The organism is Agaribacter flavus, from assembly GCF_042646125.1.
GTDB lineage: Bacteria > Pseudomonadota > Gammaproteobacteria > Enterobacterales > Alteromonadaceae > Glaciecola > Glaciecola flavus.
Genome location: NZ_JBHRSW010000005.1, coordinates 224,476 through 250,125 on the forward strand (window position 1 = coordinate 224,476; position 25,650 = coordinate 250,125).

General features: G+C 42.8%; 16 protein-coding genes and 4 tRNA genes. 17 read left to right on the forward strand and 3 right to left on the reverse strand.

Translation table 11 applies throughout. The annotated features are described in order from the left end of the window. Positions 1-76: 76 nt before the first annotated feature. The 3 genes from ACFOHL_RS03115 to ACFOHL_RS03125 form a co-directional block, all read right to left on the reverse strand. On the reverse strand, positions 77-2,899 hold the full coding sequence (locus ACFOHL_RS03115; protein ID WP_376918737.1) for a discoidin domain-containing protein: 2,823 nt from the start codon (positions 2,897-2,899) through the stop codon (positions 77-79). A 44-nt stretch (positions 2,900-2,943) separates the two neighbouring features. Next, a complete protein-coding gene (locus ACFOHL_RS03120) occupies positions 2,944-5,883 on the reverse strand; it encodes a TonB-dependent receptor (protein WP_376918738.1) in 2,940 nt (979 codons plus the stop codon). A 406-nt stretch (positions 5,884-6,289) separates the two neighbouring features. Continuing rightward, positions 6,290-7,297: a LacI family DNA-binding transcriptional regulator gene (locus ACFOHL_RS03125; protein WP_376918739.1), complete on the reverse strand. Its 1,008-nt coding sequence runs from the start codon at positions 7,295-7,297 to the stop codon at positions 6,290-6,292. 257 nt (positions 7,298-7,554) lie between these two features. Between ACFOHL_RS03125 and ACFOHL_RS03130 the strand changes: the two genes are divergently transcribed. The 17 genes from ACFOHL_RS03130 to ACFOHL_RS03210 all read left to right on the forward strand — a co-directional run bounded on the left by ACFOHL_RS03130 (position 7,555) and on the right by ACFOHL_RS03210 (position 25,648). Beyond that, on the forward strand, positions 7,555-9,924 hold the full coding sequence (locus ACFOHL_RS03130; protein WP_376918740.1) for a GH92 family glycosyl hydrolase: 2,370 nt from the start codon (positions 7,555-7,557) through the stop codon (positions 9,922-9,924). A gap of 2 nt (positions 9,925-9,926) precedes the next feature. Then, a complete protein-coding gene (locus ACFOHL_RS03135; RefSeq protein WP_376918741.1) occupies positions 9,927-11,183 on the forward strand; it encodes a sugar MFS transporter in 1,257 nt (418 codons plus the stop codon). Beyond that, a complete protein-coding gene (locus ACFOHL_RS03140) occupies positions 11,180-12,178 on the forward strand; it encodes a carbohydrate kinase family protein (RefSeq protein WP_376918742.1) in 999 nt (332 codons plus the stop codon). The genes ACFOHL_RS03135 and ACFOHL_RS03140 overlap by 4 nt, the downstream gene beginning before the upstream one ends. Positions 12,179-12,189: 11 nt before the next feature. Continuing rightward, entirely contained in the window at positions 12,190-13,416 is a 1,227-nt protein-coding gene (locus tag ACFOHL_RS03145; protein ID WP_376918743.1) for an AGE family epimerase/isomerase, read from the forward strand. A gap of 9 nt (positions 13,417-13,425) precedes the next feature. After that, positions 13,426-15,654: a GH92 family glycosyl hydrolase gene (locus tag ACFOHL_RS03150; protein ID WP_376918744.1), complete on the forward strand. Its 2,229-nt coding sequence runs from the start codon at positions 13,426-13,428 to the stop codon at positions 15,652-15,654. Further along, positions 15,644-18,028 carry a GH92 family glycosyl hydrolase gene (locus tag ACFOHL_RS03155; RefSeq protein ID WP_376918745.1) on the forward strand — a complete coding sequence of 795 codons (2,385 nt, stop codon included), beginning with the start codon at positions 15,644-15,646 and terminating at the stop codon, positions 18,026-18,028. The genes ACFOHL_RS03150 and ACFOHL_RS03155 overlap by 11 nt, the downstream gene beginning before the upstream one ends. A 20-nt stretch (positions 18,029-18,048) precedes the next feature. Further along, positions 18,049-18,801, forward strand: a complete 753-nt coding sequence (locus ACFOHL_RS03160) for a copper homeostasis protein CutC (protein ID WP_376918746.1) — start codon at positions 18,049-18,051, stop codon at positions 18,799-18,801. A gap of 57 nt (positions 18,802-18,858) precedes the next feature. Next, positions 18,859-19,254, forward strand: coding sequence for a hypothetical protein (locus tag ACFOHL_RS03165; protein WP_376918747.1), 396 nt, complete (start codon positions 18,859-18,861; stop codon positions 19,252-19,254). Positions 19,255-19,631: 377 nt separating this feature from the next. Beyond that, positions 19,632-20,267 carry a 50S ribosomal protein L25/general stress protein Ctc gene (locus ACFOHL_RS03170; RefSeq protein ID WP_376918748.1) on the forward strand — a complete coding sequence of 212 codons (636 nt, stop codon included), beginning with the start codon at positions 19,632-19,634 and terminating at the stop codon, positions 20,265-20,267. 3 nt (positions 20,268-20,270) lie between these two features. After that, a complete protein-coding gene (pth, locus tag ACFOHL_RS03175; RefSeq protein WP_376918749.1) occupies positions 20,271-20,855 on the forward strand; it encodes an aminoacyl-tRNA hydrolase in 585 nt (194 codons plus the stop codon). A gap of 15 nt (positions 20,856-20,870) precedes the next feature. Continuing rightward, a complete protein-coding gene (gene ychF, locus ACFOHL_RS03180; protein ID WP_376918750.1) occupies positions 20,871-21,962 on the forward strand; it encodes a redox-regulated ATPase YchF in 1,092 nt (363 codons plus the stop codon). 601 nt (positions 21,963-22,563) lie between these two features. After that, complete coding sequence (locus ACFOHL_RS03185; protein ID WP_376918751.1) at positions 22,564-23,577, forward strand: hypothetical protein; 1,014 nt, start codon at positions 22,564-22,566, stop codon at positions 23,575-23,577. Between the two features lie 92 nt (positions 23,578-23,669). Further along, positions 23,670-23,746, forward strand: a tRNA-Met gene (locus tag ACFOHL_RS03190). Between the two features lie 26 nt (positions 23,747-23,772). After that, positions 23,773-23,857, forward strand: a tRNA-Leu gene (locus ACFOHL_RS03195). Positions 23,858-23,862: 5 nt separating this feature from the next. Then, positions 23,863-23,938, forward strand: a tRNA-Gln gene (locus ACFOHL_RS03200). Between the two features lie 39 nt (positions 23,939-23,977). Further along, positions 23,978-24,053 (forward strand) — tRNA-Gln (locus ACFOHL_RS03205). Positions 24,054-24,232: 179 nt separating this feature from the next. Further along, entirely contained in the window at positions 24,233-25,648 is a 1,416-nt protein-coding gene (locus ACFOHL_RS03210) for an alanine/glycine:cation symporter family protein (protein ID WP_376918752.1), read from the forward strand. The last annotated feature ends 2 nt before the right edge of the window (positions 25,649-25,650 follow it).

A 25,650-nucleotide genomic window follows, 5' to 3' on the forward strand; every position in this document is an offset into this window, starting at 1 on the left:
GAGTCAACCTTTTATTCAAAGGGAAAGAAAATGTAAGGCTCGGCTAGACAAGGCAACGCTTGCCTAGCCAGAGCACTTAGTTATCCAAACCAATCAACTCGATTTCAGCAATTTGCATTAAATTACTATTACCAGCATTTTTGGATACATTGAAACGATAACTTGTGTACGCAAACCCGTTGGCAACATCAAATGATCTGCGTTGGAACCGGCTGTCAAACGATTCTCCCACCCAAGTGCCGATAACTTCCCAAGTAGCCCCGCCATCGTTGGATCCCCACAACTCAAAGTTTTCGGGATCTCTGTCAGGCGCATCATTTGCACTGGTAACCGCAAGCGCACTCACAACTTTAGCTGATGGCAAGTCAACTTGAACCCAAGCTGGATTGTCAACGGATGGCACACTTGCGTTATCCAACCATTTGGTATTGATGTCATCATCAAAAACCTTGTCTTGATTTTCTCCTTCACTAATACTCGCTCTGGCCGAATAAACTGCTCCATCTGTACTGGAGTGATCAACACCGGCGTATTGAGGGCCAATTAATCCAATTTCTGCAATCTGCATCAAGTTGCTATTACCAAAGTTCTTCGTGATGTTGAATCGATAAGTAGAAAACGGCAGTAAATTGCTGAACACAAAGTTGCGCTGTTGGAAACGCTCATCGAAAGACTCACCTATCCATGCAGCAAGTTCAATCCAAGAATTGCCACCATCATTCGACGCCCAAACACTGAAGTTTTCAGGATCCCGTTCGGGTGCATCATTGGCACTTGTTAATGAAAGCGTATTGACTGTTTTTGCTTCGACCAAGTCTATCTGTACCCAAGAAGGGTCTTCAATAGAAGGTACGCCGGCGTTATCTAACCACTTCGTGTTAGCATCACCGTCAAAAGCTTTGTCTTGATTTTCACCATCTGATATGAAAGCACGGGCAACATAACTGGCACCTTCTGTCCGCGCCTGATTTTGCCCTGGCACTTCAGCACCGATGAGCTCTATTTCAGCTACTTGCATTAGCGAGTCATTACCAAAGTTTTTTGTAATATTTACTCGGTAAATTGAATAGGCAAGTTGATTTTGGAAACTAAAAGATTTACGTTCAAACCTTTCATCAAAAGATTCACCCAGTACACTACCGATTTCAATCCAAGGATCCTCTTCTGAATTACGTGCCCACAAACTGAAGTTTTCTGGATCACGAGACGGCGCATCATTGGCACTTGTGAGTGCAAGCGTGTTGACCGCAACGGGCAAGTCAAAAGTAACTTGAACCCATGCAGGATCTTCCTCAGATGGCACCCCCGCGTTGTCCAACCACTTGGTTTGTGGATCATTATCAAAGGCTTTATCTTGATTTTCACCATCGCTAATAAAGGCACGTGCGACAATGCTTTTAGCTTCGACATCAGAATGATCAAGATCGGCAAAAACAGGACCTAAAAAGTCGAACTCAGCCACTTGAGTAAGGCCGACATCACCCAGGTTTTTAGTAATATCTATGCGGTATATTGGAAAGGCAAGGCCATTGCTGAACGTAAACATTTGGCGCTCAAACCGCTCCTCAAAAGACAAACCAATAAATTCACCCAAGCTAACAAAAGTGAGACCATCAAATGACCCGCTAACGCTAAAGTTTTCAATATCTCTTTCTGGCGCATCATTGGCACTGGTAATAGCTATCGTGTTAACAGCCTGTGACTCTGCAAACTCGATCTGGATCCATGAGGGATCTTCAGCGGATGGCGCCGGCCCAAAGTCATTGTGATCTAACCACTTTGTGTCTGTGCGACCGTCAAAAGCTTTATCTTCTGCCTCACCTTCGCTTATTCTATTGCGTGCTGTAATTGTCGCAGACGCAACGTTTTCAGAGGTGGTAATCTCCTTTATTGGGCCGCTACTCGCCCCATCTTCAATAAATTCAAGCTCAAGATCGACCACCTCTTCAGCGCTTAGCCTTAGCTCTGACAAAAAGGGAACCGCTGAAACACTCGCCAATAAACGCTCTCGCAAAGGCTCTAATGCCAAAGTATCGCCATCTATTGCTGCTTGAATAGCAGCTGAGGCATTTGCCATCTTTTCATTGAAAGTTTCACCTTCGGCTATATTTGCAAAAGCGGCATTAACTAACGAGGCTTTAATAACCGAAGGCGGAGCTAAGTCATCAACACACACTTCTCCGCTATCGCCGGTAGTGCATGTTTGTCCGACAACAAAATTATCGTAGGATTCGGCGCTAATGAGAGGTGTCGTATAAACATTCAAACCAGGCGCAAACACACCAAGACCTTTTAGTGTGGTCTCAGAAAACTCTAACATCGCGGCTTCGAACAACTCTCTAACACCAACATTCCGACCCGCCGCTGCGGCATTATCGATTAAGTTAGAAGCAACGGTAGTTAAAGCACTTGCTTGAAATGAAGCGTCTTGAGTACCGTCAGCAGCGTTCGCATAAGGTACACCGACATAAGTAAAACTTCTTAGTGATGTGCCTTCGAGTGCACCTCCACTAAGTACTTCACCCATCGCCACATCACCGCACATGGGCGCGTCACAAATCATACTTGCGCCAGAGCCTGCAGTGACCATAATTTCCATCATACTATCTAAGCCAAAACCAGCATCGCCTTGGATTTCTATATTAATTTCACCGTTTGCTGAGCTAAGATTATCGCTTGCGATGCTAACATTTGCACCGTTCATCTGAGTGACGGAAACTTCCGCACTTGCAAAAGTTCCCTTAACTGCAGCACCCATTACGTCCGCAGATGTAAAGGTAGCAACAGGCGCTCTCGGTGGTAATTCTTGTGGCTGAGGCTCGTCTGCGCTACAACCAACTAAACTAATAATTGCAACCGTCACGGCAGCTGACAGCTTAAGTTTCTTAAAAGTTTTCATAATATCTTCCTCTATTCAAATCCGTAATTAGCACAGGGTGAGTTTTAAAAGCGGTAGTTCAAGCCGACGAAAAACCGTCGACCACCATAGCCATTGCTTAAAAACCTGTCTTTTGTGTCGTTACCCACATGGGCGTAACTTTCGGACTTGGTTAGATTGATAACAGATGCAGTTGCCGTAAGCTGCTCAGTGATATTGTAGCTTGCGTTAACATCCACTTGTTCATATGTGTCTGTAAAAAAGTTAAGTGTTTCGCCACTAGAAAGCGTAAGTTGGGATTGACCACCGATTGTAGGGCCTGTCTCAACATATGAGGCACGTACGCTGAAATCATCATTTTCATAAAACGCAGAAAAGTTAAACGAATAGTCTGCAGAGCCCACAAATGGGCGTTCACCAATTACCTCACCATCCTGTTCAACCTCTGCGGAGCTGGCTTCATTGTCAGTATAGTTGGTATAGATACCGAAGCCATTTTCAAAGAAATGCTGCCAAGCTATTTCAAACCCTTCTGAAGTAGCGTTGCTGCCGTTGCCTGTCGTAGAAAAATTGGTGACCACTATATCACCACCTGGAGAAATCGCGTTGCCGTTAGCAAGGGTAAAATCTCGAACAGGAACAGTTCTTTGCACGTCTAATTCCAAAGGTACACTAAACCCATCTACCTCTTTGTAGAAGTATGCGAAGCTTAGCCCCGAGCCCTCGCCGTAATAATATTCAAGTGAAAAATCAAACTGATCAGAGGTTTCCGGTTTTAAACTTGAATTGCCTCCTGATCCAGTCCATCCTTCGCGATCGACTAGAGGATTAAAATCGGGCCTAGAGCTTGAATCTGCCGCCCACTCTGCGGAGCGGTAGACTAGGCTTTGAAAACGTCCTAATGCATTGTAATTTGGTCTGGCCAATGTCCTTGCTAGGGCAAAGCGAGCCACCCAATCATCGCTGAAATCCCAAACTATATTTACGCTGGGTAACACTTCAGTGTCAGATTCTTCTTTATCAACGATGACCGTATCTCGCTGAATAGCGACACTTTGAGGTTGGGGGTTACCTTGATCATCAGTTCTATCCAATGCGTAAACAAATCTATCACTGGCAGATGTTGTGGTGGTAGTGTCGACAAAACGTACGCCGAAGTTACCTCTAACTTCCCCCCATTTATAATCAGCTTGCACATAGGCTGCGGTAATTTCTTCTTCTACTTCATAGACAAAGTCATCTTCAAATCGCGTATAACGTACGAAATTTTCATTTAAAATTTCAGCATAGCGGTGCCAATTAACTGCTGGAAAAATATTCGTATTAATAGCACCTGAGATATTATCTAATGGCTGAGCTGCGATAACTTCGGTAAGCAGTGGGATCCCACCGTTTCTAGAATAGTCATCGTCTAAATCGATGCCTCCAGAAGCTTCAGCTGCCGCAATATCGAAATCAGGAGCGAGGTAGAATGTATTTCTGGTATCTCTGCGAATGCCATTTTTGCGGTACTTTGCACCAAAGCGCAGTGTTTCTACTATGCCCCAGTCGACAAACCAGTTTGCATCAATTTGGGCATAATCCTCTTCTTGCGTGCCTGTTTCAAAACTAGAATCAGTCGCGCCAATATCCGCTTCACCACCCAGACCGCTGAGTAAATTTTGATGCATAGCGGGATCAATATAGGTGATCAAGGACTTGTCTTCGAAACTCCAACCATAAAAACGTGAAGAATTTGTACCGTCGATGTTTGAGCCTGAATAGTAAGCAGAACGATATTTTTCTGTCGGTCCCCCTTCAGATTCTGTATGACCCGCTACGGCTCGTATTTCATAGTTGTCACCCTCGTAAGTTGCAAAAAAATCGAAGGTATCTGAAGTGGACTCTTCACGCACAAACTCGCCATTTATTCTTGGAATTTGAGCAATCGCCTCAGAACCGCTCACACCTACCGAATAATCAATACCAACGACGTATTCAGCGTCAGCATTCACTCTGACATCTGTCCAGTAATTAGGATTATTGTGCCACTCAGGGTACTCAAGTTGATGTAAAATGGAATCGAGGCCTAGAGTAAATTGAAAGTAGTTAGCGCCAATTTCAAAACTGTCATTCACCCGCCACTGCGTCGTAAACTGAATGCCAGTGCGCTCTCGGTCTTCTTCAATGATATTTTGTACAAAACTTTGCGGCGCAAACCCTGTCGCACCGCCCTCGACTGGCTGCCCATCGCGTAACTCTGAATATCTGAAATTACTGTTTAAGATATTTACTGCAGAAGATTGAGAACGATTTAAACGGTCTTGGCTGACATACCCAAAGAGAACACCGAAGTCCTCATTTTCATTCTTCCACGAGTAGATACCACTAAACTGTGGCTCATATTTATCTGTCACATCAGCGTAAGTATATTCAACGTTCAATGCACCAGAGTTTCTCTCCATGTTCAAGGGTTTACGGCTGTTCACTATAATGGTACCGCCGATCCCCCCTTCGTCGATTCTGGCCTCTGGGGTTTTGTACACCTCTACTTGTCCTACTAAGTTTGAAGGCAACAATTCAAATGAGAAAGAGCGAGAGGGAGCACCCGGACTGGACGCGATGTAGTTACCATTGAGTTGTGTTAATGTGAGCCTAGGCCCTAGACCACGGATACTTACCGTCGATCCCTCACCGCCATTTCGGGTAATTAACACACCAGGCACCCGTTGTAGGGCGTCTGCCACGTTTTTGTCTGGAAACTTACCGATATCTTCAGCAGTAATAGCGTCAACGACGGCATTAGATAAGCGCTTAGTAGCTAAGTTTTCAGCGGACGATGCTCGAATTCCACGAATTTCGATTTTTTCTACTAATTCTGATTCTTCGTCATTCTCATTATCTGGAGACGTCTGCTGTGCGCTCACTGAACCAATAGATGCCAAAATAGAAAGGCTGATTAACGTTCGCTTAAATTTGAAGCGTTTGTTGCCGAAGTGTGAGTAAACCTTATTGTGAACTGTCATGGTGTTTCCTCTATTTATTAGTATAAGTGCCCTTGGTTTTGTTGCGAAAAGTCCTGTTTTCGCAACAAAACAAGAACCGAGAAACGCTTTATTGTTCTAGCACTACCGACCTTAACAGTGGAGGGCCAGTTTTTATTATTGATGTTTCTCTTATCTGCGTTTTGCAGGTGCTTAATAGACAGAGCTACAAGTGAGCATCTGTCTACTTTTATGCTAGTACCTCCGCCATGTGCAACCGGTTGCAAACAAAGACAAACAAAAACCTGCAACCGGTTACATTTGCACACAAAACAAGCGGGTCATTTTTTAATCTATATTGCTCTGAATAATTTATCAAGGCAAAATTTACACAATTTTAATATTTAGAGGCTGTCTGTCTTTGTTTGTTATTTGTGCTCAACTATCTCTAGTTCGGTACAGGCCCCGTGCTGTCTCTCACCAACAAAGTATAGGGTTTGTACTCTGTAATACTTTGTATAGGCTCACCATTTATCAGTTGAAACAATATTTGCATTGCTCTGCGCCCCATATCAACCGCTGGTTGATCTACCGTTGTTAACGATGGATCCATGTATTCACAGATATCCACATTGTCAAATCCTACTATAGAGATATCTTCAGGTATTCTGAGGCCATGATTTTTTATTGCCTTTATTGCTCCAATTGCAATTTCATCACTAAAGCAATACACAGCGGTTGGTCTATCGGCTAAGGCAAGCAATTTTTCCATTGACTCTTTTCCGCATTGTTTGGTGTATCCGCCGCGCATAAACCAATCTTGATTGAATGGAATGCTGTGCTCTTGCATCACTCGCATTAAACCACCGAGACGGTCGCTAGTAACGTGGCTATCATCTCTGCCCGCTATTGCACCGATTTTCGTATGACCCAAAGATATCAAGTGCTTTGCAACGTCACGACTGGCAGCAAAGTTATCTATCGTGATGTACGGATAAGCATAATCACCGTCGATAGCATCACAGACACTTACCATCGGCACAGTTTTCGCTATCTCTTTATCTTTATCAGCAAAAGGAAATAAATGGTCTAGCTGAATCAAGCCATCTGCTCGATTATTTAAGACCATCTCGGCATATACACGTTCTCGATTTATGTCATCATTGGTATCACCCAATAGCACAGAATACCCAAGCTTTTGCGCTTCTTCTTCGACACCTTGCACTATGCGCGAAAAAAACGGGTTTGTTAGATCCGTGACAATAACCACAACAGTTTGTGTTTTACCCGATGAAAAATTCTTTGCCAAAATGTTGGGCCGATAGCCCAAAGCCTCGACTGCTTTTAACACTTTGTCCCGCGTTTCAGGCAATACCATTTCTGGGTTTTTTAATGCGCGAGAGACGGTTGCGGTAGACACTCCAACCATTTGGGATACTTTTCGCATTGTTGTCATTGCCAAAGTCCTTCATTTTTACGCTTCCGTATGCATGGAAGTTTATGTATTAACTACAATTATTAGCTTGTTACGTGCTATCACACAAGCATTAATACAGATAATACCTTAGTTTTAATTTTCGCTTATTAAAAATAATTTAACAAAATTTCATTGACGAATGCAATCGGTTACATTAGTTTTATAAAATATGTTCATATTTCATTCAATGTCTAGATACTTGAGTGACTGCTTGACGAAAATTGGAGGAAAGCGACATGAAAAATAGAACAGTCACTGTTCTGTTGGCATTACTTACTTTGTCTGGATGCAACAAGGCACCGACACCCAGTGAATTTTCGACGCATTCCATGTCCGTACGCGCTCCCGTTAATTTAGTCGATTCAACTAATTTGGTACAATACGTTAACCCGCTAATCGGCACCGACTCTGAATTCATCTTATCCAACGGTAATACCTACCCTGCTTTAGCAAGACCATGGGGCATGAATTTTTGGACGCCTATGACATCAAAAATGGGCGATGGTTGGACCTATAAATACGATGAGTATACGATCCGTGGATTTAAGCAAACACATCAGCCCAGCCCTTGGCTAAATGACTATGCAGCCTTTTCCTTTATGCCAGTGACCGGTGAATTGAAATTTGAAGAGGAAGCGCGTGCATCATGGTTTTCTCATAAAGCCGAAACAGTCCAGCCTCACTACTATTCTGTCTATTTAGCTGACTACGATGTTGTGACAGAAATTACGCCAACTGAGCGCGCTGCACAGTTTCGCTTTACCTTCCCCGAAACTCAAGATGCGTACATTTTGCTTGATGCTTTCCACAAGGGGTCACATGTAAAGGTTATCCCAGAAGAAAGAAAAATAATTGGCTATGCGCGCAACAATCATGGTGGCGTACCTGAAAACTTCCACAACTACTTTGTGGCTTATTTTGACAAAGATTTTACTCTAGCGCAGACGTGGACAGACGATTGGGAGCTTGCGCCCGAAAAACTTGAGCAAGAGGGTGATCATGTTGGCGCGATCGTGAAATTTTCGACAAAACGAGGCGAACAAGTTAATGTGAAAGTGGCGTCTTCCTTCATCAGCTTAGAACAAGCGGAGCTCAATTTAGCGAGAGAAATTGGCCAAGACGATTTTGACACAACAAAACAAAAAGGCTTTGATGTATGGCAAAAAGAACTAAGTAAAATACAGATAGAAAGCGCTGACTTAGACAAAGTAAAAACCTTCTATTCCTCGTTGTATCGCTTACTACTTTTCCCTCGATCTTTTTATGAATTCGACGAAAACGACTCACTGGTACACTATAGTCCATATAACGGAGAAGTGTTGCCAGGTTATATGTATACAGATAACGGATTTTGGGACACATTCAGAGCCGTATTTCCATTTTTCACCATCATGTACCCCAGCTTTAACGACCAAGTTATGCAAGGACTCGTCAATACCTATAATGAATCTGGATGGTTACCCGAGTGGGCAAGCCCAGGGCATCGAGGCGTGATGATCGGTTCAAATTCAGCAATTAATATCGCGGATGCTTATATCAAAGGAATGAGAAACTACGATGCAGATATCCTTCTAGAGGCTGTACTAAAAAACGCAAATGTTGAAGAGGGTCGCCCTGTATCTTCAGTAGGAAGAGAAGGCCTGAACTTTTATAACGAGTTGGGTTACGTACCTTATGATGTAGGTATACACGAAAATGCAGCCAGAACGCTCGAATATGCTTTTGCCGACTTCAATATAGCCCAAATGGCTACCGCAATGGGAAAACATGAACTCGCACAAAAGTTCTACAAACAGTCCCTCAACTATAAACATCTATTTGACTCAGACACCGGTTGGATGCGAGGAAAAAATGCAGATGGAAGCTTTCAGTCTCCTTTCAACCCGCTGAAATGGGGTGACGCTTTCACTGAGGGGAACGCCCTGCATTATACTTGGTCAGTATTTCACGATGTGCAAGGCCTTATTGATTTAATGGGTGGCGAAGCGGCATTCATCGATAAGTTGGATGAAGTATTCACTATGCCACCTTTGTTCGACGATTCTTATTATGGATTTACTATTCACGAAATACGTGAGATGCAAATTGTGAATATGGGCAACTATGCACATGGCAACCAACCCATACAACACATGATCTATTTATACAATCACGCGCGTCAACCCTATAAAGCTCAAGCAAGATTGCGAGAAGTGATGACTAAGCTATACCTCCCCACGCCCGATGGCTATGCGGGTGATGAAGACAATGGACAAACATCTGCTTGGTACGTATTGAGTGCCCTAGGTTTTTACTCAGTAACACCTGGCGTGCCGCAGTATGTCATCGGCAGTCCACTATTTGACAAGGTAAGCTTGCAACTGGAGAACGGTAATACTGTCGAAATCACCGCTCATGACAACAGCTCAGAGAATGTGTACATAAAGAATATGACAATAAATGATTTGCCTCACAACAAAAGCTGGATTAGCCACGAAACACTCACAAGTGGCGCTAAAATTGATTTCTATATGCAAAGTACCCCGAATAAAGGCTGGGCGACAGCCAGTGATTCTGTCCCCTATTCTATGTCTTTACATTTAGATTCAACGCAAATCAGGGAATAAGTATGCAATCTACAATACCCAACAATACAGCTGGCAACGGCAGTAATACAGAAGTAGCGATAATCGCGCTTAGTGCTTTGTTCTCGTTGTTTTTTATATGGGGCTTTATTACTGCTTTAAATGATATCTTATTACCTTTTTTAAAAGCAGCATTTAGTCTTTCATATTTAGAGGCTGGACTCGTGCAATTTTGTTTCTTTGCTGCCTATTTTGTTGTCTCTCCATTTGCAGGAAAACTACTGGACGAAATTGGTTACAAAAAGGGGATCATCATCGGTCTACTCACAATCGCCTTGGCTTGTTGCCTTTTTTACCCTGCAGCCGCACTCGAGATATATGCATTGTTTTTATTCGCTCTTTTTGTACTTGCAAGTGGTATTGCATTTTTACAAGTGAGTGCCAATCCATATGTTGCAGTTCTTGGACCCGAAAAAACCGCCGCCAGTAGGCTAAATCTCGCGCAAGCAACCAATTCGGTCGGACATACTATTGGCCCATACTTTGGCGCAACACTTATACTTACAAACATGTCCGAACAAAGTAGCGGTGATCCAACAGCGGTGCAAATTCCTTACCTTTTGATCGCAGTCTTTGCTGTAATTATAGCAGTCGTTTTTTCACGCCTTAAACTACCGAACATCAAAGAACACCTCATTGAGTCTTCAAAAACAACAACACTTACGATTAAAAGCCATCCAAATTTAAGTTTCGGTGTGATCGGTATCTTTCTGTACGTGGGAGCAGAAGTGGCTGTCGGTAGCTACTTAGTTAACTACTTTTTGCAACTCGAAGGTTTAAACATGGACAAAGTGACAGCCGGTAAGATGGTCTCTTATTATTGGTTATCCGCAATGATTGGTCGCTTTGCTGGCGCCCTGATAACACGATATATTTCAGCGACTTATGTACTTGCATTCAACAGTATACTCGCGATTGTGATGATCATTGTATCTATCAATACCGATGGCAAGGTAGCGATGTGGAGCATATTACTCGTTGGACTATTCAACTCAATCATGTTCCCTACCATTTTTGCTTTAGCTATCCGAGGCTTGGGAGAACACACAGGGAAAGGATCAGGTTTTCTCTGTCAGGCAATTGTTGGAGGCGCTGTAATTCCAATGATACAAGGCTTTGTTGCCGACAAGGTGTCTTTACAATGGAGCTTTATTGTTCCTGCCGTATGTTATGCATATATCCTCTGGTACGCCATAAGAGGCGCAAATTACAAATCTTCAAACGATACGGTTACCTTATGAAGAAAGTAATATGTTTTGGCGAAGCCCTTATTGATTTTTTAAACACAGCGAACGAAGTACACGACGGGCTTAACATTCCAGTTTTTAATCAGTTTCCCGGTGGCGCTCCCGCAAACGCAGCAGTAGCAGTAGCTAAACTTGGCGGGAGTGCATTTTTTGCAGGGCAAGTTGGCGACGATACTTTCGGTCATTATTTAAAAGACGCACTCAGTCGCTACGGCGTAAATACTAAATTCACTCTATTTCACCCTTCAGCTAAAACGGCTTTGGCTTTTGTAAGTCTGGATACTCAAGGGGAACGTTCCTTTTCTTTTTGTCGTTCTGCAAGCGCTGATCTCCTTGTCAATGCCGAACAGTTTCCGAGTGATCTTTGCGAAACTCAAGACATATTGCATTTATGTAGTAATACGCTGACTACAAATGAGATCGCCAATACTACCTTCTCACTCGCCTCTGTTGCCTTACAAAACAATGCAATAGTCAGTGTCGATGTCAATCTCAGACACAACTTATGGGACAATAATAAAGCCGATAAGTATAGCGTAAATCAGCTGCTTTCCTACGCTAAAGTAATTAAATTTTCGAAAGAAGAACTAGACTACTTATCCAACAAAAGCGAACGAGAATACTTGCAACAATTGTTCGCCCAAAATCGACAGTGCCAACTAATTCTCGTCACCGACGGCGCAAATCCAGTCAGGTACTTTAGCCGTGATTATGCAGGGCAAGTCGACGTGCCCCCCACTACTGTATCTGATACGACTTGTGGGGGTGATAGTTTTATTGGTGGTTTTTTGTTCTGCTTGTCGTCTATACACAATACTAAAGGCATTGACCTTGATGAGGACAGTCTCCAGCGCTTTCTCAAATTTTCAATAGCCTGCGGAGCACACACTGTAGCTAAGCAAGGGGCATTTCCAGCTCTACCAAAGCTAGCCGATGTCTCCAAGCATTTTCCATTTACTGATAAGTCAGTATGTAAAGAACCACAATAGGTAGCAACATCATGTCACCGACTCCCAAATTTTCAGAAAAACAGTTCATTATAGAGCATATCGCCAGTATTCTCTCCTTTTACGACGCACGCATAGACGATGAGGCTGGCGGTTACTACCAAAACTACAAAGATGACGGTACTGTATTTGATAAAGGATTCAAGCAACTTGTTAGCAGTACTCGTTTAGTTGTTAACTATTCTTTAGCTTACTCTTTGTTTGGAAAAGAGGAATACAAACAGCGAGCTTTGCGCGGTATTGCATTTGTCGAAAATGTCCACTGGCAAAAAGACAAAGAGATGTATGCTTGGACCCTACAAGACAACGAAGTGCTAGACATGACCCAACAAGCATATGGCTACGCTTTTGTGCTACTTGCTTATGCAGCCTTGCAAAAATATGACGTAATTCGCTGTGAAGATAAAATTTCCGCAGTGTATTCACTGCTAGAAAAGCGGTTCTGGCAAAATGAATACGGGCTGTATGCAGACGAAATTAGCGCTACTGGAATCCTCAGCGACTATCGTGGACAAAATTCAAATATGCATCTGTGCGAAGCGATGATTTTGGCATATGAGGCAACTCAGCATGAACAGTACTTAGACAAAGCGGAACAATTAGCAAACAACATTTGTTTTCGTCAAGCCCAACTTACAGACGGTTTAGTTTGGGAGCACTATTCTAAAACTTTCTCTCCTGATTGGGATTACAATAAAAACGACCCTAAAAACCTTTACCGACCTTGGGGATTCCAGCCTGGGCACCAAACTGAGTGGACGAAGTTATTGTTATCACTGCATCGGTATCGCCCACTAAACCGCTATGTTGAAAAAGCGACGTCACTGTTTGATATTGCTTACCAAACCGCTTGGGATGAAAAATACGGCGGCCTGATATATGGTTTTACTCCTCAAGACGAATGGTGTGATGAAGACAAGTATTTTTGGGTACAAGCTGAGAGTATTGCTGCTGCGGCCATGTTATACAAGCAAACTGGGAATACAACTTTCTTAAATGCTTATAATAAACTTTGGCAATATTGTTGGGATAATATGATTGATCACACACATGGTGCTTGGTTCAGAATATTACAAAGAGACAATGCGAAGATTAGTGACGAAAAAAGTAGTGCTGGGGCAAAGTGTGATTACCATACTATCTGTGCATGCGCAGAAGTACTGAGAGTTATTGATGAAGCTGACAGTCTAATGTTACAAACTAGTTTTGCTAATAGGTAGCAGATACTAATGCACTACCTTTTACCCCTGCTCTTCCGCCTATGTTCGTTGGTTCTGATAGTATTGGCACTATTTAGCTGTCAGTCTCAACAAACCACGGTTGAGCCAGTACAGACAAAACAAACAGGTTTCGATCCACTTAAATTTGTTGACCCTTTTATTGGTACAGACGGCAAAGGAAAAACGTATCCTGGTGCTACCGTTCCTTACGGCAGAGTTCAACTGTCCCCTAACAATGGAAGAAATGGCTGGGATTGGATATCGGGATACTTTTACCCTGATAATGTGATTGCTGGCTTTGCGCATCAGCATCTGAGCGGCACTGGCGCAGGCGATTTGTATGATATTCTTTTTATGCCAGTAACCTTGCCCACTCAAGAAAAAGTATTGGACGATATTTTAGGGAGGCCTGTCGTCCATTCAAAGTTTAGTCATGCCCAGGAAGAGGCATCGCCTGGCTACTACAAGGTTCACTTGCTTGACTACGATATTGATGTTGAACTGACATCGGCATTGCGAACGGGCGCCCAACGTTACACTTTTAATGATACAAAAAAAACCGCGCACATTAGACTCGATCTTGGCTACAGCAGAAACTGGGATGATACAGTCGCTAGCGAAATTGAGGTAATCGACCCATTCACCATACAAGGTTATCGACTCTCCACAGGTTGGGCAAAAGATCAACGCGTATACTTTTACACGCGATTTTCTCAGGCGATTGACACGCATGAATTAGTCGAAGATAAAAACGACACCCTAGGCTTATTCAGCTTTAACTCGTCAGAAAAAAAACAAATTGAAGTCATGACGGCCATTAGCTCTGTAAGCATAGAAAACGCGAAAGAAAATTTTCACGCTGACATTTCTCCTTCCGACACCTTTGAAACTATTAAAGGTAAAGCGCAGCGGGCATGGCGAAAGCAACTTGGCAAAATCCAAGTCAGTGCTTCTGATGACAATATGATTCAGTTTTACACGGCACTGTACCATGCCTCACTCGCTCCACGTATTTTTTCTGACGTAAACGGCGAGTATAAAGGCCCAGATGGCAATATTCATAAAATGAACGGTAAACGCCGTTATTCATTCTTTTCACTGTGGGATACATTTAGGGCACTACACCCGTGGAATACGCTTTACGCTCCTGAAACCAATGCAGAAATGATGCACTCTCTTATGGCTCACTACGACGTTACGGGGCTGCTGCCAGTATGGAATTTTCAGGGCAACGAAACCAATATGATGATGGGTTATCATGCAGTTCCTGTGCTTGTCGATGCCTATCTAAAGGGCACAGTGAATTTGTCAGGTGAACGTCTTTTAGAGGCTGCCATTGCTAGTGCCACACAAGAGAACTTCGGCATTGGAAGCTATCAATCCATCGGCTATGTGCCATATGAAGAGACCAAATGGAACGTATCAAAAACTCTAGAATACGCCTTTGATGATTGGGCAATACATCGCCTAGCAGCTGCACTCAATAAAAAAACCATTGCAGAAAAATTTCGCTTGCGCTCACTAAATTATCATCAGCATTTTGACCTCGAAAGTGGTTTTATGAGGGCAAAAAGCCGAAATGGCGAGTTTAGGGTGCCATTTGATCCACTCGCCTATCGTCCAGTCGAGGACTACTGTGAGGCAAACGCATGGCAATACACTTTTTTCGTGCCGCATGATGTAAAAGGTTTGATATCACTGTATGGCTCAAACGATAAATTTACAGATAAATTAGATGAAATGTTTAGTATTGAACAAGCCGAAAATGCACTTCCAGAATGGATATCTGGTTATATTGGACAGTATGTTCATGGCAACGAACCAGCTCACCATGTTCCGTACTTATATCAGTATGTGGGTCAAAGCCACAAAACCCAAGCTTTGGTGAGAAAAATAATGGATACACTTTATTCAACCGAGCCTGATGGCTTATGTGGCAACGAGGATGCTGGGCAAATGTCGGCTTGGTACTTATTCAGCGCTTTAGGCTTTTACCCCGTCGATCCTGTTTCTGGTGAATACGTGCTTGGCAGTCCAGAAATCAACAAGGCTATCTGGCAGCTAGATAACGGAAATACACTCCATATCAGTGCTAAGCACCAATCTGCTAAAAATGTATATGTCAAATCGGTGCGATTTAATGGAGAAAAACTCCAAGGAATCAGCATCTCTCATTCTCAATTGATGCAAGGTGGACAACTAGAATTTGAAATGAGTGATAAGCCTTATGAAAACTGATCGCAAAAAGAACAAAAGAATGTACGCAAATAAGCGGGTATTTTGGCGGCAAAACAAAGCAAAGTTGTTTTTGTTAATAGTTGGTTTTGTCTCTTTTAACTTATGTCTACACGCGCAGTCTGACGAACAAGTATCAGAACACAAAGGCACAGAGCGAGTCTCCCTCACCCAATATGTGAATCCCTTTATAGGTACGAGTAACTTTGGTGCAACGCATCCAGGCGCGCAATACCCACATGGTATGGCATCTGTCGTTCCCTTTAATGTTGCCTTTGGAAAAGAAGAAGGGAACATATTTGAAAAAGATGAAAGCTGGCACTCTCGCCCCTATGTGCATGAGAATACCTTTTTAACTGGGTTTAGCCATGTCAATTTGAGCGGTGTAGGCTGCCCTGAACTCGGCGCATTGTTGCTCATGCCAACCTCTGGTGAATTGGAATTAGATCCGCAAAAATATGGTAGCACATACACTAAAGAAGTGGCTTCGCCCGGTTATTACAGCAGCCATTTGAACAAATACAATATAAGAACCGAAGTCACCAGTACTCCTCGTTCTGGGATTAGTCGCTATCATTTCCCTGCAGGCAAAAACCATATCATTTTTAATCTTGGCTTAAGCCTGAGCAATGAAACAGGTGCAATGGTCAAGCGGGTGTCTGATACAGAAATAGAAGGATTCAGAACGATTGGTACTTTTTGCTATCGTCCAGAAGACATCAGACCTGTTTACTTTGTCGCCCAAGTGAGCCAATCACCCTCTGCTTCAGGTGTGTATAAAAAGATGCCGGAATATAAGAACGTTGAAGCTGAATGGGTTAAGTTCAATAACAGTTACAAAACATACGACAATTATTTTCAAGCTATGGCGGGCGATGATGTAGGTGCATATTTCACTTTTCAACATGAACAAGCAACAAGCATTGAAGTAAAAGTAGGAATTTCATACGTAAGCATCGAAAATGCGCGAGCAAACTTAGAAGCAGAACAGCCTAAGTTTAATTTTGACCGGACTCTTGAGCAATCAACAGCAGCTTGGAACAAGCTTTTATCACGCGTAAAAGTCAAAGGCACAGTGCTCAACAAACGTTTGTTTTACACCGCATTATATCACATGCTAATCCATCCAAATCTATTGCAGGACGTCAATGGCGAATACCCCATTATGGGATCACACAGGATTGGTAACACCCAAGGAAAAGATAGATATACGACATTTTCTCTGTGGGATACTAACCGTAATGTCCACCCATTTTTAAGTCTAGTCTACCCAGAATTGCAGTCTGCAATGGTAAACAGTATGGTTGATATGGCTAAAGAAAGTGGTTGGATGCCTAAATGGGAACTACTCAGTATGGAGACCGACGTCATGGTCGGTGATCCGGCTGCGATAGTGATTGCAGACACTTATCTAAAAGGAATTACGGATTTTGATGTCATGTCAGCATATAGCTATCTGAAAAAGGGCAGCGACACATCACAAAATAACCCACTCAGACCTGAAAGTGTTGACTACAATTCACTGGCTTACGTGCCAATTGATGACGAAGGTAGTTGGGATGGCAGTGTGTCCACAAGTTTAGAGTATTATTTGGCTGATTTTGCAATCTCGCAACTTGCCAACGCATTGGGTAAACCTGATGATTCGAAGCGCTACTATCAAAAATCACTGGGGTACAAGCATTTACTTGATCCTGAAACTGGTATGCTACGCCCCAAATTTCGCAGTGGTGAATGGTTTACACCCTATAATCCTGAGTTAGGTAGAAATTTTGAACCCGCTCCTGGTTATGTTGAAGGAAATGCTTGGAATTATCGTTTCTATGTCCCCCATGATGTGCCAGGACTGATTGAAGCACTGGGTGGTTCAGACATATTTCTCGCCGAATTGCAGCGGTGTTTTGAAACAAATAATTATGACATGGCAAACGAACCTGATATCACTTACCCGTTTTTATTCAATTACGTTGAAGGGAGTGCTTGGAAGAGTCAAAAGAAAGTCAAGCAATTGATCAATAAATACTACGCAGATAAGCCTTCAGGTTTACCCGGTAACGACGACGCAGGTACAATGTCAGCATGGCTGGCCTTTAGCATGCTTGGCCTTTACCCTGTAACGCCAGCTAGCACCGAGTACGCCATTGTCACGCCGCAGTTTGAACATATCGAGATAAGTTTGTCAGATAAATACTACGAGGGGAACACCTTAGTTATTGAATCTTCAAGTCAGCAGAAGGACGAGCCTTTCATAGAGTCAGTGCATTTGAATAGCACCAAAATCGACAGTTTTTTTGTTGACCACACGCAGTTAGTTAAAGGTGGTACTTTGCGTTTTCAATTGCAATCTACACCCAATACATCCGTTACTGAACATTGACAATATAACAGGTAAAGCACTTGCGGAATGTCGAAATCTGTTTAGAAACACAAAACCAAATGCTCTGTTTGGAGAATTTGGATAAACTGATCGACTGCGGTGTTAAGCGGGTAGAGCTGTGTGACAATATGGTGGAAGATGGTTTAACGCCATCAATGAAAACTGTTGAAGCTGCTTGCAATTATGTCGATAAGCGACGTTTTTTCAGTTTTGAAAAGCCAGAATTGGTGGTAATGATACGTCTCCACAATGCAGATTTTACCGTTACTCAAGCACAGCTTTCTCAGATGCGTTCACAGATACGCGACGCGAGCAATGCGGGTGCTGAAGGCGTCGTATTTGGCATATTAAACAGATCTAATAATGTTGATAGAACTGCAATGATGAGCTTATGTAAAGAGGCAATAGATTGTAATTTGAACATTAGTTTTCATCGAGCATTTGATGCATTGGATGACGGCGACAATGACATTTCAACCTTACTAGAAATGGGTGTAAAGCGTTTGTTGAGCAGTGGTACGCCTTGGCAAAGCAAACAAAATGCAACAATAGGACTATATAACTTAAATAGGATCCTAAAAAAACTTCCTAAAAATAGACAACTTATTGTCGGTGGCGGTGTCAATGTAAATAATGCGAGTATAATTGAAAGCAACTTGATTAAGTCAGCAACACATACCAAGCAACTTTGGTTACATGCCTATTCTGGTGTACTTTCGGATAACAAAGTGTGTCCCAAGCTTACTCGTCAACTGGTAAACAATCCGCTCTAGGGTCTGTTGACCTTTGGTGTACAGACCCTAGTCAATACTTGTACAGAAAGGTTTAAGATGAAGTCCATCACATTATTCTGTTTTATTTTACTGCTATTTTCTTGTGAAAATAGGCTTGACTCAACTGAAACACAGGCACAGCAATCAAGGACTTCATCGGCCATCGAAAACCTACCTGACAAAAACTCAAATGACATTCTTAGCTTAAAAGGCACGATTCAATATCAACACTTCGAAGGCGGTTTTTACGGTTTCGTTGATAGCAAAGGAAACAAGTACACCCCCATGAATCTTCAAGAAGCATACAGACGGGATGGCATTCGCGTTCGCATACAAGCACGTGAACTCACGCAAATTGCAACAACCACACAGTTTGGTATCCCGATTGAAGTGTTGGCTATTGAAGAAATTGAAAGCAAGAGCAAAAGACAACCCGTTTCGCGGGATTTGTAGACTGAAAATTTAATTATGCGTTCAGATAAAATGGGGCAGAAAGAAGCTGTAATAAATGGGGTGACTAAAATTAAAATTTGTTTCTCATGGATGAGAAACTAAAGCGTATATGGATATACTTGCTGGTTTTTTGATTTTAGTCGCCCCATTTATTACAGCTTCTTTCCGCCCCATTTTATCTAGCCCCTAATAAAGTTTCGTTTGTATCCATCATTGTAAATTGATAGAATGCGCCGCCGCGTAAATCGGCGGTGAATAACTAAAGGTTTTCAAGTACAGGATTATTGGTTCATTCACGAACTACAAACCATCTTGAAAACATTACATTCTGTGATTTGGTCGCAAAATCACATTAACCATTTTATTTGGAGACAATTATGTCTGATGCTATTTTTACTCTGGACGCAGAAGTCCGCACAGACTTGGGGAAAGGTGCGAGCCGCCGCCTACGTCATGCGGGAAAAGTACCTGCGATCATTTATGGCGCTGGTGAAGAGCCTGTTGCTTTAACGCTTGAACACAACAAAGTTATTCAAGCACAAGAATTTGAAGCGTTTTATTCTCATGTACTAACTATCAACATCGATGGCAAAGCCGTTGAAGCGGTAGTAAAAGATATGCAACGTCACGCTTACAAACCAAAAGTCACGCACATCGATTTCCAACGTGTAGTTGCAGGTGAAAAACTCCACACTAACGTGCCTGTGCACTTTATTAATGAAGACACTTGTAAAGGTATCAAACTAGAAGGTGGTCACGCTGAGCATCACATCAACGATATCGAAATCACTTGCCTGCCAAAAGATTTACCTGAGTTTATTGAAGTTGATCTTGCTGAGGTTGCACTTGGTCAAACACTTCACTTATCAGACATTACTTTACCAGCAGGTGTAGAGTCGGTTGAACTTTCTAAAGGTGAAGACCACGACTTAGCAGTAGTGACTGTTAAAGCGGCTAAAGGTGGCGCTTCTGACAGCGACGCTGAAGGCGATGCAGAGGGCGCTGAGGAATAATCAGTGTCGACTTTGCAGTTGATTGTGGGCTTGGGAAATCCAGGCCCAGAATATAAAGATACGCGGCACAATGCAGGTGCCATGTTCGTAGAAAACTTAGCCTCTCGCTTTAATCTTAGTTTGAAGTACGAGGCTAAGTTTTTTGGTTTTACAGGGCGCCTTACTTTACACGGCGAAGATATTCGACTACTCATCCCCACTACTTACATGAACAAAAGTGGGCAAGCGGTATCTGCTATGTGCCGTTTTTACAAAATCCCTACTTCAGCCATGTTGGTCGCGTTCGACGAATTAGACTTTGACCCAGGTATCGCAAAATTTAAAGTAGGGGGAAGTTCCAGCCAAAACGGTATTCGTGACATTGTAAGATCAATGGCAAATGAAAAAGATTTCCTACGGCTACGAATAGGTATCGGTCACCCTGGCCACAAGTCAAAAGTAACGGGGCACGTATTAAGTAAAGCCCCTGCCAAAGAACACGAAAAAATACTTGCCGCTATCGATGAGGCAATGCGTTGCGTAGAGATTCTGATTAAACAGGATTTACTTAGCGCACAACAACGATTACATTCATTTAAAGCAGAATAACTACAGGAACCAAAGATGGGATTTAAATGTGGCATTGTCGGCCTTCCTAATGTTGGAAAATCAACACTTTTTAATGCACTAACTAAGGCTGGTATCGAAGCAGCTAATTTCCCTTTTTGTACTATTGAACCCAACACTGGTGTGGTTCCTGTTCCTGATGTACGACTCGATAAATTAGCTGCCATCGTCAACCCAGAAAAAGTGATCCCAACTACGATGGAATTTGTCGATATAGCAGGTTTAGTGGCGGGTGCTTCAAAAGGTGAAGGGCTGGGAAATAAATTCCTAGCAAACATTCGAGAAACAGATGCGATTGGCCATGTAGTGCGCTGTTTTGATGACCCAAACATTGTGCATGTTGCAGGTAAAGTTAACCCGGCTGAAGATATAGATGTGATCAATACCGAGCTTGCTTTAGCCGACTTAGAAACAACTGAAAAAGCCATTATTCGTGTAGGTAAACGTGCTAAAGGTGGAGACGCAGACGCAAAATTTGAGTTAAAGGTACTTGAAAAACTCCTACCTCATCTAAACGAAGGCGGCCTTCTTCGCGCACTCAGCTTAAGCAAGGAAGAACTTGCTGCCATCAGTTACATGAATTACTTGACGCTAAAACCAACAATGTATGTAGCCAATGTCAATGAAGATGGCTTTGAAAACAATCCATACCTAGAGCAAGTAAAGGCAATTGCCGAAGCAGAAAACGCCGTTGTAGTCAGTGTTTGTGCGGCAATTGAAGCTGATATCGCTGAGCTTGACGAAGAGGATAAAGCTGATTTTATGGAAGAACTTGGTCTAGACGAGCCGGGCTTAAATCGCGTCATTAGAGCCGGTTATGATTTATTGACCTTGCAAACATACTTTACCGCTGGTGTTAAAGAGGTACGAGCATGGACTTACCCCACGGGTGCAACGGCACCGCAAGCAGCGGGTAAAATTCATACTGACTTTGAAAAAGGATTTATTCGCGCCGAAATTGTTGGCTATGATGACTACATTGAGCACAACGGTGAGCAAGGTGCTAAAGATGCAGGTAAATGGCGGCTAGAGGGTAAAGAGTACCTTGTTAAAGATGGTGATGTGATTCATTTTAGGTTTAACGTTTAACTAACCCGTACTCAACAAGTATAAACGCCGCATTTAAAAACAATGTGCAGAGCCCCGAAAGGGGAGCAGTTACTAAAGCGAAAATATATTTTTCATGGATAAAAAATTTAAGCGTACATGGATGTACTCCCTGCGTTTTTCGTTTTAGTAACTACTCCCCTTTCTAGGCTCTGCACTTTTCATATGTAAACGTTCCATTTTTTGCGCCTACATGATTAGGGTCTGTTGACCTTTGGTGTGCAAGTTTTGTTCAATTATAGTCTATCTGATCGCGGCGCAGACTTGCAGGCCTAATGGCTTAAGTCAAAAGGCTGCAACAAGGAGCAGATAGACTATAATTGAACCCTTCTGGGCAGGGCTTGTGCTTCATTTCTACTGCTTTATCGCTCGTTGATGTAGAACAACTACATGACAGTCGCTTTGCATTGTATAAATGAAGCACAAACCGCTGCAAAATTGCACACCAAAGGTTAACAGACCCTATTAAATTTTGATGAAATAACTCACATGTCATGAACCGAAGCCATTTTTCTGCGTAGACTGTTGAAATAATTTTGTTTGTATTCAGGTCGAATACACAGATATAAAGTAAACACACACTATGAACAGAGACATTTCTTTACTTCCTGCCGAAATGCCTTTGCCTAGGGCGCCAAAAGTAGCCTTAAAAGACGGCACAAATTGTATTCCTCAGCACTACCTAAGCTATAAACATAGTTTAAGCTCAGTACAGCATATTGCCTCATTTTTAGATTTTGACCCTGCGTATTTGTTCTTTGTCGATGAGGACAATGCTGGCATATATTTACAAATCGGTATTGTCGGTGCTGATAATTATACGCCCCACGAACAGCAAGAACCCAAAATTGTCTACGGCCGAAAATGGCGCATTGAATCCAATCAACCCTCTTCCGAAATTATTCAAACCGCATTTTTAGCGGTTCAAAAAGCGAGAGAGCACGAAATAAGAGAATTGATAAAATGGCGATATGATGGCGTAGTCACTACTCCATTTAGTTGCCATCATGACCTACCTTTAATGGCCATGTCTAAGCATACGCATGTAGAGAGCCAGAACGAAGCCTTGAGTGAAGGTGATGTATCACGCTTATTAGCGCAGCTTCGCTATGACCATGCCTGTTTTAGCTTAGAAAACATGGTTAAATTAGCTGGCGACAACGTCGCGGTAGCACTCAAGTTGAAACCAAGTTCACATACCCAGCTGCCAGAGTTAAGTGAAGAAACAACCCTCACATGTTTGTGTGAGAGCCTGACTTTAGATCACTTTTTATATTCATTGGTTGACGCCTTAATTAATCTTAGTAACCGATTGGTCGAAGACAAGTTTAGATTTAAAGGTTTTGCCCGCTTCTCCCGTAATAATAGCATCGTTTCCATTGCGTCTTTATCAGCCACCACCCGATATTTTGGTAATATGGCAGACGTAGACGGCTTCGCTGATACGCTCAGCATGGCGAACTATGAGACAGATTACGCACGAGTTCCGGCAATGCCAGAAGGCACGCTTGGAGAGAAGATCGCCCAACAAATGAAAGCCTTTAATATTACTCAAGGCATTATGCCACGTGGAGCAAAAAATGAGCTGTACAGATAATATGCACTCAATTCAACGCACTGCAAAAAAGGGTTGACGCCCACCACTCATATCAGCATAATACGCGCCACTCTGGAAGCACAGAGAAATGTGGCTACGTAGCTCAGCTGGTTAGAGCACATCACTCATAATGATGGGGTCGCAGGTTCGAGTCCCGCCGTAGCCACCAATTAATCAGTGCTTTTAGGTAAATATGCGGAAGTGGTGGAATTGGTAGACACGCTGGATTTAGGTTCCAGTGCTTCACGGCGTGAGAGTTCAAGTCTCTCCTTCCGCACCAAAAGTTGGGGTATAGCCAAGTTGGTAAGGCAGCGGGTTTTGATCCCGCCATTCGTAGGTTCGAGTCCTGCTACCCCAGCCACTTTTGGATATTTACTCAGATACCTCTTAACACCTCTACTGGGGTATAGCCAAGTTGGTAAGGCAGCGGGTTTTGATCCCGCCATTCGTAGGTTCGAGTCCTGCTACCCCAGCCATTTTTATTCATACACATTCACTTCAATAATGCTTTTCACTGTACTTTATCTTTAGTAAAGATAAATTGACACTACACCTGAAAAGACTGTTGTGGTATTTTGAAGGCAGTATCGAAGTCAGTCACTTTCAAGCAAAGTGCATGTCCACCATAAAATAATAACAATAATAGGAATTCTCAGTGATAAATGACGTTGTCGCCTTCGTTAATAATATTCTTTGGGGTCAAGGCCAAGTACTCATATACATGCTATTGATTTGTGGCATTTGGTTTACTGTTAGACTTAAATTTGTGCAGTTACTCGACTTCAAGCACATGTTTAGCTTGCTAAAAAATAGTAACAAAGATGACGAATCTGGCATTAGCTCTTTTCAAGCGCTTTGCACCAGCCTATCAGCACGAGTCGGTACCGGAAACTTAGCAGGTGTGGCTGTCGCTATTTCACTTGGTGGCGCGGGTGCAATATTTTGGATGTGGGTGATTGCTTTTTTGGGTATGGCAACCGGTTATGCCGAAAGTGTGCTTGGTCAAACTTACAAAATACGCGATGCAAATGGTCAATATCGAGGCGGTCCAGCCTATTACATTAAACAAGGCATTAAAAACTCTTGGTTCTCTATCCTGTTCGCGCTCTGTCTGTTTTTTGGTTATGGTTTCGTTTTTAGTGCGGTACAAGCAAATACCATTACCGATGCCATAAACAACAGTTACGGCATCCCAACTCATTATACGGGGCTAGTCATTGCTCTGGTTGCTGGTTTGATCGTGATAGGCGGTTTGCGCGCGATTGCAAAGTTTGCCGAATGGGTCGTGCCTTTTATGGGCATTACCTATGTACTAGTCGCTTTAATTATCACTTTACTTAATATTCAACTGCTGCCAGGTGTCATAGCAGATATCTTCTTGTCTGCTTTTGGCTTGCAAGAAGCAGCAGCAGGTGCATTTGCCGCAGCCGTGAAGAATGGTATTCAGCGTGGTTTATATTCAAATGAAGCAGGTTCAGGAAGTGTGCCACAAGCAGCAGCTAGTGCCTCCCCCGTACCCAATCACCCCGTATCTCAGGGCTACGTGCAAATGCTAGGGGTATTCTTTGATACCATGATTTTGTGTACAGCAACGGCTTTTATTATATTGCTGGGCACTGACACCTCAGTAGGTGAAATGCAAGGTATACAGTTGACGCAACTAGCAATGGAAAGCCATTTGGGTAGCATGGGAGGAGACTTTGTTGCCGCCGCTATTGGCTTCTTTTCCTTTACCTCTGTCGTAGCCAACTATGCCTATGGAGAGAGTAACTTACACCTATTCAAACTAGATAACAAAGTCGGTAAATCGCTTTTCACAGCTGGATACTTGATGATGATCGTGTGGGGCTCTATGGCTTCATTGCCGACCGTTTGGGCTATGGCCGACATGGCATTAGGCTTAATGACCGTCGTCAATGTTATCGCAATTATGATCTTAACCCCAACTGTTATCGCTGTTACTAAAGATTATCAACAAAAGCGAAAATCACAACAAACCATCACCTTTAGCGAAAGTGATTGCGAAATACAGGGTGAACTTGAAGAAAAAATTTGGAAGGGCGAAGCTTAAAA

Excerpts from the sequence above, each read along its gene's own strand:
- ACFOHL_RS03115 (WP_376918737.1), bottom strand. The coding sequence starts at position 2,899 with ATGAAAACTTTTAAGAAACTTAAGCTGTCAGCTGCCGTGACGGTTGCA.
- ACFOHL_RS03120 (WP_376918738.1), bottom strand. The coding sequence starts at position 5,883 with ATGACAGTTCACAATAAGGTTTACTCACACTTCGGCAACAAACGCTTC.
- ACFOHL_RS03125 (WP_376918739.1), bottom strand. The coding sequence starts at position 7,297 with ATGACAACAATGCGAAAAGTATCCCAAATGGTTGGAGTGTCTACCGCA.
- ACFOHL_RS03130 (WP_376918740.1), top strand. The coding sequence starts at position 7,555 with ATGAAAAATAGAACAGTCACTGTTCTGTTGGCATTACTTACTTTGTCT.
- ACFOHL_RS03135 (WP_376918741.1), top strand. The coding sequence starts at position 9,927 with ATGCAATCTACAATACCCAACAATACAGCTGGCAACGGCAGTAATACA.
- ACFOHL_RS03140 (WP_376918742.1), top strand. The coding sequence starts at position 11,180 with ATGAAGAAAGTAATATGTTTTGGCGAAGCCCTTATTGATTTTTTAAAC.
- ACFOHL_RS03145 (WP_376918743.1), top strand. The coding sequence starts at position 12,190 with ATGTCACCGACTCCCAAATTTTCAGAAAAACAGTTCATTATAGAGCAT.
- ACFOHL_RS03150 (WP_376918744.1), top strand. The coding sequence starts at position 13,426 with ATGCACTACCTTTTACCCCTGCTCTTCCGCCTATGTTCGTTGGTTCTG.
- ACFOHL_RS03155 (WP_376918745.1), top strand. The coding sequence starts at position 15,644 with ATGAAAACTGATCGCAAAAAGAACAAAAGAATGTACGCAAATAAGCGG.
- ACFOHL_RS03165 (WP_376918747.1), top strand. The coding sequence starts at position 18,859 with ATGAAGTCCATCACATTATTCTGTTTTATTTTACTGCTATTTTCTTGT.
- ACFOHL_RS03170 (WP_376918748.1), top strand. The coding sequence starts at position 19,632 with ATGTCTGATGCTATTTTTACTCTGGACGCAGAAGTCCGCACAGACTTG.
- ychF (WP_376918750.1), top strand. The coding sequence starts at position 20,871 with ATGGGATTTAAATGTGGCATTGTCGGCCTTCCTAATGTTGGAAAATCA.
- ACFOHL_RS03185 (WP_376918751.1), top strand. The coding sequence starts at position 22,564 with ATGAACAGAGACATTTCTTTACTTCCTGCCGAAATGCCTTTGCCTAGG.